Source organism: Actinomadura sp. GC306 (assembly GCF_004348665.1).
In the GTDB taxonomy this organism is placed as follows: Bacteria; Actinomycetota; Actinomycetes; order Streptosporangiales; family Streptosporangiaceae; genus Spirillospora.
The window spans coordinates 1-7,347 of record NZ_SMKM01000312.1; the positions used below are offsets into that span (position 1 = coordinate 1).

Genomic DNA, 7,347 nt, shown 5'->3' on the forward strand with positions numbered 1-7,347 from the left:
TGCCGGAGCAGCACCACCGAAGCCCTTCCCCGGCCATCTACTTCCCGTCCTTGACGGGCTCCTCGTCCCCTACCCGCCCGGCGCCGCCCGCACCGTCCTCACCGGGGCCGTCCTCGGTCTCGGACTCGGTCTCGGCGTCGGACTTGGTCTCGGCGGGCTCGTCCCCGGGCTCCTCGGCCTTGTCGCCGGCGGACGCGGGCTTCTCCTCCTCGGCGTCCTCGGCGGTGCCGGGCTTCCCGGGACGCTCGTCCCCGTCCTTGTCCTTGCCCTTGTCGGCGGGGTCCGGCTCGGAGTCGTCCTCCGCGGCGGGTTCCGTGCCGGCCGGCTCGTCCTTCGGCGCGTCCTTCTGCTCCGCGGCGGGGTCGGCGGGCCCGTCCGGGTCGTCCGCGGGGCCGCCGACGTTCTCCGGGCCGGTGCGGTTGCGCGCCTGGTACAGGTAGGCGACCGCGGCGAGGAAGACGATGATCGACGTCCAGGTGTTGAGACGCAGGCCGAGGATGTGGTGGGCCTCGTCGATGCGCAGCGTCTCGATCCAGGCCCGCCCCAGCGTGTAGGCGGCGACGTAGAGCGCGAACGCGCGGCCGTGGGTGAGCTTGTAGCGGCGGTCGGCCCAGATGACGAGGACCGCGACGCCGACGCACCACAGCGACTCGTACAGGAACGTCGGGTGGTAGGTGGCGACGTCGGCGTACCGGGGGTCGAGACCGGGGCCGCCCTCCAGCATCGGCCGGTGGTCCTCGTCGATCTTCAGGGCCCAGAACGCGTCGAGCGGGCGCCCGTACAGCTCCTGGTTCCAGTAGTTGCCCCAGCGGCCGATGGCCTGCGCGAGGGCGATCCCCGGCGCGACCGCGTCGGCGAGCGGGCGGATCGAGATCCCGCGGCGCCGGCAGCCGATGTACGCGCCGACCGCGCCGAACGCGATCGCGCCCCAGATGCCGAGGCCGCCCTGCCAGATCTCCAGCGCCCGCGCCGGGTCGCCGTCCTCACCGAAGTAGAGCTGGTAGTCGGTGAGGACGTGGTAGATCCGCCCGCCGACGAGCCCGAAGGGCACCGCCCAGACCGCGACGTCGACGATCACGCCGGGGGTGCCGCCCTTGGCGGCCCAGCGCCGCTCGCCCAGCCAGACCGCGACGACGATGCCGAGGATGATCATGATGGCGTAGGCGCGGATCGGGACGGGACCGATGTGCCAGATGCCCTGCGAGGGGCTCGGGATGTAGGCGAGCGGCTGCATGACCGATGACGTTACCGCCTCCGGGTCTCCGCGCGCGCCACCTCTAGCGGGACGCCTCCGCGGACGCGTCCGCCGCGCCGCTCGCGCTCCCGCCCGACTGCGTGCCGCGGGTCGCGGGGGCGTCGCCGCCGCCGGCCCGGGCGACGGCCTTCCGCAGCTCCTCGGGGGAGGTGAGGGCGTCGCCGCCGAGCTTCGCGCCGTTCAGCGCGAGGTAGGGCGTCGCGTCGACGCCCGCCTGCCCGGCCGCGGTGCTCGCCTTCCCGACAAGGGCGATCCGCTGGTTCTGGTTGACGCAGGCCGCGAACGCCGGATCGGTGACGCCGAGGTCGGCGCCCCACTCGATCAGGCTCCGCTGGGCGAAGCCGGTGACGCCTTCCGGGGGCTGCTCGGCGAACAGCTTGTCGTGGTAGGGGATCCACTTGTCGACGGGGACGCAGGCGGCGGCGTTGGCCGCGCGCCGCGAGTTGGACATCAGCGGGTCCTGCTGGAAGAGCTGGAACGGCCGGTAGACGACCTTGACCTTGCCCTCCGCGGCGAGCTGCTTGAACGTGCCGCCGAGCCGCCGCTCCATCGTCGCGCAGGCGGGGCACTGGAAGTCCTCGTAGACGTCGAGGACCGGCGCGGTGACGCCGGGCTGCGCCATCGCGACCGCGCCGTTCTCCAGCCGCGTCGTGGGGGCCAGCGGGCCGGTGTAGTCGCTGTTCAGGGGCCCGTCACCGCCGTCGCGCGCCAGCGCCACCACGGTCACGGCCACGGCGACCGCCGCGATGGCGACGGTGCCGAGGACGACCACCAGCAGCCGCTGCCTGCGCTGCCTGGCCGCGGCCCGCGCCCGGTCCTCCCTGAGCCGTCCGCGTGCCGACGGCCCCCTGTCCCGCTCGCTCATCGCTCCCCCGCTCGGTGACTGTGCGTGTCCGTGCCGATGACGAGCGTAGCGGGGATGGGCGGCCCGGGGCCCGGAAAGCGGCGCGCCGCGCCGTCCCGGCGGGGACGGCGCGGCGCTCGGCGGCTTAGGGGGCGGTCGTCGGCTGGCGGCGCCGGGTCACTTGCCCGACGCGGCGGCCGCGTCGACCACGGCGCGGAGGGCGGCGGGGTTCATGAACTGCGTGGAGTCCATCTCCCTGCCGTCCAGGAAGACCGAGGGGGTGCCCTGGACGCCGCGCTCCTGCAGGGCGTAGTTGGTCATCGCGTCGACCTGCGGCTTCTTCTCCTCGTCACGGACGCACTTCTCGAAGTTCGCGTCGGTGATCCCGATGTCCTTGCCCCACTTCACGAGGTCGTCGGGCGAGAAGCCCTTGGCGCCCTCGGCGGGCTGGAACCGGAAAAGCGTCTTGTGGTAGGAGATCCACTTGTCGGCGGGGACGCACAGCGCCGCCTCGGCCGCGCGCAGCGAGTTGATCCGGATCGGGTCCTTCTGCTGGCCGAACAGGTGGAACGGCCGGTAGACGACCTTGACCTTGCCCTGCTGCGCCAGCTCCAGGACGGTCTCGCCGGTGGCGTCCTCGAACTGCTTGCAGACCGGGCACTGGAAGTCCTCGAAGATCTCCAGGACCGGCTTCTCCACCCCCGGCTGCGCCATCACGATGGAGCCGTCGTCCTGCCGGGTCAGCGGAGCGGTCGCGCCCTGGTGGACCTCGGCGCGGCCCTGCTTGCGCTGGTGGTCGACGACCAGGACGGTGCCGACCACGATGACGGCGACGGCGACCACCGAGCCGAGGACGATGGCGAGCAGCCGCCGCTGCTTCTGCCGCGCCGCCTGCCGCTTGCGGTCGGCGGCCAGGCGCTCGCGGGCGGACCGCTCTCGTGCGGCCTTGCTCATTGGTTCTCCTATGGGTGGGAGCCGCGCCGCCACCGTGGGGCGCGGTCACGGTGAGGTTAGTCGACCTGACCGATTCGCCGGAATTCGTCGATCAAGACGAGCAGGAACAGCAGAACGGTGATGACGTGGACCCCGGTGCACCACAGGCAGATCTTGTGCAGCAGCGCCAGTTCCACGGTGACGAGGTACACGACGAACAGCACGCCGACCGCGGTGGTGGCCACCCGTCCCCACCGCACCGGCGCCCAGGACGCCCGCAGCGCCCACGGCGTGATGAGCGCGCCGAACGCGACGAAGAACGCCAGCCCCAGCAGCGGCATGGGGATCCCGAGCAGCGTGGAGTACTCGCTCGTCGTGACCGCGTGGCAGTCGACCGTCTGGGACGCCGAGCACACCAGCGCGCCCTCGTCGTAGTGCGTCACCGTGAGGTACACGGAGATCGCGAACCCGGCCGCCGTCAGCAGCCAGGCGGGGATCAGGAACCATGCGGGAGGCGGCGGGGGCGTCGCCGTCTCGGCCCGGTCCTCCGCCGTCATCTCTTGCGTCATCGTGATCCTTCCAGGGACCGCCTCACCCGGCGAACACACCCTACGGGAGAGCGGGGGCACCACAATACGAACCTTGCGGTGCCCCCGGAGGTTTTACACGGCTCCGCGGGAAGCGCGCCGGAGGCGCCCTGGGGCGGGCGGCGGGCGGCGGGTCAGCGGCCGGCGCGGACGCCCTCGGCCAGTTCCTCGGTGAGCGCGCGGACGCCCGCGAGCCCGGACGCCAGGTCGGGCGCGTCCAGCAGCCGGCGGATGAACGCCGACCCGACGATCACGCCGTCGGCGAAGCCGGCGACCTCGGCGGCCTGCGCGCCGTTGCCGACGCCGAGGCCGAGCCCGACCGGCAGGCCCGACCCGCCCTTGTCGATGATCGCGCGGGTGCGCTCCACCAGGCGCGGGGCGCCGGTGTCGACGGCGGAGCGGGCGCCGGTCACGCCCATCAGGGACGCCGCGTACACGAAGCCGCGCGAGACCCCCGTGATCTTCTCGATGCGCTCGTCGGTGGAGCTGAGCGCGACGAGGAACACGCGGTCGAGGCCGTGGGCGTCGGACGCCTCCAGCCAGGCGCCGCCCTCCTCGGGCGTGAGGTCGGGGGTGATGAGCCCGGCGCCGCCGGCGGAGGCCAGGTCGCGGGCGAACGCGTCGACGCCGTAGTGGTCGACCGGGTTCCAGTACGTCATGACGAGGGTCGGGACGCCGGTGGCGGCGACGGCCTCGACCGTGCGGAACACGTCGGCGACGCGGATGCCGCCGACGAGGGCCTGGTGGACGGCGTCCTGGATGGTGGGGCCGTCCATCATCGGGTCGCTGTAGGGCAGCCCGATCTCGATGACGTCGCAGCCCGCCTCGACCATCGTCCGCGCGGTCTCGACGGCGCCGTCGTAGGTGGGGAACCCGGCGGGCAGGTAGCCGACGAGCGCGGCGCGCCCCTCGGCCTTCGCCTTGTCGAACGCGGTCTGGGCGCTCACTTTCCCTCTCCTTCGGGCATCAGGCCGAAGAAGGCGGCGGCCGTGTGCATGTCCTTGTCGCCGCGGCCGGACAGGCACACGACGATCGTCGCGTCCCGGCCGAGCTCCCGGGTGAGTCCGGGGCCGATCTTCAGCGCGCCGGCGAGCGCGTGCGCCGACTCGATCGCCGGGATGATCCCCTCGGCGCGGCACAGCAGCGAGAACGCCTCCATCGCCTCGGCGTCGGTGATCTCGCGGTACTCGGCGCGGCCGGCGTCGCGCAGCCAGGAGTGCTCGGGCCCGACGCCGGGGTAGTCGAGGCCGGCGGAGATCGAGTGGGTCTCCAGCGTCTGGCCGTCGCCGTCCTGCAGCAGGTAGGTCCGCATGCCGTGGATGACGCCGAGCGAGCCGCCGACCAGCGTCGCGGCGTGCCGGCCGCTGGCCACGCCGTCGCCGCCCGCCTCGAACCCGTACAGCCGGACGGACTCGTCGGGGACGAAGGCGTGGAAGGCGCCGATGGCGTTGGAGCCGCCGCCCACGCAGGCGGCGACGGCGTCGGGCAGGGCGCCGGTCAGCTCCAGGCACTGGCGCCTGGCCTCGACCCCGATGACGCGCTGGAAGTCGCGGACCATCATCGGGAACGGGTGCGGGCCCATCACCGAGCCGATGCAGTAGTGGGTGTCGTCGACGGTGGCGACCCAGTCGCGGAACGCCTCGTTGCAGGCGTCCTTGAGGGTGCGGCTGCCGGTCCGCACCGGGACGACCTCGGCGCCGAGCATCCGCATCCGGGCGACGTTGAGGGCCTGCCGCTCGGTGTCGACCTCGCCCATGTAGACGGTGCAGGTCAGGCCGAGCAGCGCCGCGGCGGTGGCGGTGGCGACGCCGTGCTGCCCCGCGCCGGTCTCGGCGATGACGCGGGTCTTGCCCATCCGCCGGGTGAGCAGCGCCTGCCCCAGCACATTGTTGATCTTGTGGGAGCCGGTGTGGTTGAGGTCCTCGCGCTTGAGCAGCACCCGGGCGCCGGCGTGCTCGGAGAAGCGCTCGGCGTCCGCCAGCAGGCTCGGGCGGCCCGCGTAGTTCGCGAGGAGGCCGTCCAGCTCGGCGGTGAAGGCGGGGTCCTGCTTGGCGGCCTCGAACTCGCGGGTGAGCTCGTCCAGCGCCGCCATGAGCGCCTCGGGGGCGAACCGCCCGCCGAACGCTCCGAAGTGGCCCGTCGCGTCGGGCACGGCACCGCGCGCGGTGTCGATGGTCATGGGAAAACGCGTCCTGTCATGGGAGAAGGGGCTTGCCGGGTCAGTGCGTCACCGGGCCCGCCATCGCTCCCGCAGCGGCTCGACCAGCATGTCCGTCACCCTATCCGCTCCGCGTCCCCGGCGCCGTCAGCCGCTCTGCCGCAGGGCGGGGTGCGCGCCGGCGGCGACCAGGTCGGCGACCGCGGCGCGCGGGTCCCGGCCGATGACGAGGCTCTCCCCCACCAGCACCGCGTCGGCGCCGCTGGAGGCGTAGGCGAGCAGGTCGTGCGGGCCCCGCACCCCGGACTCGGCGATCTTCACGACGTCCTTGGGCAGCCGCGGCGCGACCCGCGCGAACGTGCCGCGGTCGACGTGCAGCGTCCGCAGGTCGCGGGCGTTCACGCCGATGACCTTGGCGCCGGCCTGCACGGCGCGCTCGGCCTCCTCCTCGGTGTGCACCTCGACGAGCGGGACCAGCCCGATCGACCCGGCCCGCTCGACCAGCGACACCAGGGCGTCCTGCTCCAGCGCGGCGACGATCAGCAGGGCCATGTCGGCGCCGTTCGCCCGCGCCTCCCACAGCTGGTAGGAGGTGACGATGAAGTCCTTGCGCAGGACGCAGACGTCGACGTTGGCGCGGACGTCGGCGAGGTCCTGCAGGCTGCCGCCGAAGCGGCGCCGCTCGGTCAGCACGCTGATCACCTTGGCGCCGCCGGCCTCGTAGTCGCGGGCCAGCGCGGCGGGGTCGGCGATCGCGGCGAGCGCGCCCTTGGACGGGCTGCTGCGCTTGACCTCGGCGATCACCGAGACGCCCGGCCCGCGCAGCGCGGCGAGCGCGTCCCGCGGGGCCGGGGCCTTCGCCGCCTTGTCCTTCAGGACGTCGATCGGGACCTCTCGCTGCCTTTCGGCGAGATCGGCCCGGACGCCCTCGATGATCTCGTCCAAAACGCTCAAGGTCGCAGGCCCCCTATTTCAGGTCGTTCCGTGCACCGATCGTAGCCGCCGGGCCGGTTTTCCGGAGGGTCGGCCCCCGCAACCCGGCGGCGGGGCGGCGCCGCGCGCCCGTCAGGGCGCCAGGGCCTGCGCGAACGGCAGGTTGCGGACGATCCAGTAGACCGCGACGACCCCGACGAACGCATAGGCCACTACCGGCTTGAACAGAACGGACCGCATCGGCATGCCCCGCGCGGCCAGCACCGTCCACCGCACGTACAGGTAGCCGAGGACCGGCAGCAGGACGAACAGCAGCGGGTTCAGCCCGAACGCGGTGCCGGCGTCCCCGTGCGCGAGCGCGTGGACGAGCCGCGTCATGCCGCAGCCGGGACAGTAGAACCCGGTCAGGGCGAGGAACGGGCAGCCCGGGTAGTGGCCCGCCTCGTTCGGGTCGCGGAACGCCACCAGCAGCGTCCCGGCGGCGGCCGCGCCCAGCACCGCGGCCTGCGGCGCCAGCCGCCGCGGCAGGGGGCGCGGGCGGCGGGGCTCGTGCGCGTGGACGGGCACCCGGGTCATGCGCCCAGCCTAATGCGGCCGCCGAGGCCGGGTGTGCCTGGCGTGGGGGGCGGCGTTGGGG

General features: G+C 73.6%; 8 protein-coding genes. All 8 read right to left on the reverse strand.

The genetic code is table 11. The features are described 5' to 3' along the window. Window positions 1–37: 37 nt before the first annotated feature. The 8 genes from lgt to E1200_RS29130 all read right to left on the reverse strand — a co-directional run bounded on the left by lgt (window position 38) and on the right by E1200_RS29130 (window position 7,286). The gene (lgt, locus tag E1200_RS29095; protein WP_131955279.1) at window positions 38–1,234 is read right to left on the reverse strand and encodes a prolipoprotein diacylglyceryl transferase; all 1,197 of its coding nucleotides are present in this window, start codon (window positions 1,232–1,234) and stop codon (window positions 38–40) included. Window positions 1,235–1,277: 43 nt separating this feature from the next. Then, window positions 1,278–2,120, reverse strand: coding sequence for a thioredoxin domain-containing protein (locus E1200_RS29100; protein WP_131955280.1), 843 nt, complete (start codon window positions 2,118–2,120; stop codon window positions 1,278–1,280). Window positions 2,121–2,276: 156 nt separating this feature from the next. Next, entirely contained in the window at window positions 2,277–3,053 is a 777-nt protein-coding gene (locus E1200_RS29105) for a thioredoxin domain-containing protein (RefSeq protein ID WP_131955281.1), read from the reverse strand. A 56-nt stretch (window positions 3,054–3,109) separates the two neighbouring features. Beyond that, entirely contained in the window at window positions 3,110–3,601 is a 492-nt protein-coding gene (locus tag E1200_RS29110; RefSeq protein WP_131955282.1) for a vitamin K epoxide reductase family protein, read from the reverse strand. A gap of 152 nt (window positions 3,602–3,753) precedes the next feature. Further along, a complete protein-coding gene (gene trpA, locus E1200_RS29115; RefSeq protein ID WP_131955283.1) occupies window positions 3,754–4,566 on the reverse strand; it encodes a tryptophan synthase subunit alpha in 813 nt (270 codons plus the stop codon). After that, window positions 4,563–5,798 carry a tryptophan synthase subunit beta gene (gene trpB / locus E1200_RS29120; protein ID WP_131955284.1) on the reverse strand — a complete coding sequence of 412 codons (1,236 nt, stop codon included), beginning with the start codon at window positions 5,796–5,798 and terminating at the stop codon, window positions 4,563–4,565. The genes trpA and trpB overlap by 4 nt, the downstream gene beginning before the upstream one ends. Before the next feature lie 126 nt (window positions 5,799–5,924). Beyond that, window positions 5,925–6,731 (reverse strand): indole-3-glycerol phosphate synthase TrpC, encoded by an 807-nt coding sequence (gene trpC / locus E1200_RS29125; RefSeq protein WP_131955285.1) that lies wholly within the window; start codon window positions 6,729–6,731, stop codon window positions 5,925–5,927. 111 nt (window positions 6,732–6,842) lie between these two features. Then, the gene (locus tag E1200_RS29130; protein ID WP_131955286.1) at window positions 6,843–7,286 is read right to left on the reverse strand and encodes a DUF2752 domain-containing protein; all 444 of its coding nucleotides are present in this window, start codon (window positions 7,284–7,286) and stop codon (window positions 6,843–6,845) included. Window positions 7,287–7,347 lie beyond the last annotated feature (61 nt).

Coding starts and splice junctions, on each gene's coding strand:
- E1200_RS29105 (WP_131955281.1), bottom strand. CDS start 3,053: ATGAGCAAGGCCGCACGAGAGCGGTCCGCCCGCGAGCGCCTGGCCGCC.
- E1200_RS29130 (WP_131955286.1), bottom strand. CDS start 7,286: ATGACCCGGGTGCCCGTCCACGCGCACGAGCCCCGCCGCCCGCGCCCC.
- E1200_RS29110 (WP_131955282.1), bottom strand. CDS start 3,601: ATGACGCAAGAGATGACGGCGGAGGACCGGGCCGAGACGGCGACGCCC.
- E1200_RS29100 (WP_131955280.1), bottom strand. CDS start 2,120: ATGAGCGAGCGGGACAGGGGGCCGTCGGCACGCGGACGGCTCAGGGAG.
- trpB (WP_131955284.1), bottom strand. CDS start 5,798: ATGACCATCGACACCGCGCGCGGTGCCGTGCCCGACGCGACGGGCCAC.
- lgt (WP_131955279.1), bottom strand. CDS start 1,234: ATGCAGCCGCTCGCCTACATCCCGAGCCCCTCGCAGGGCATCTGGCAC.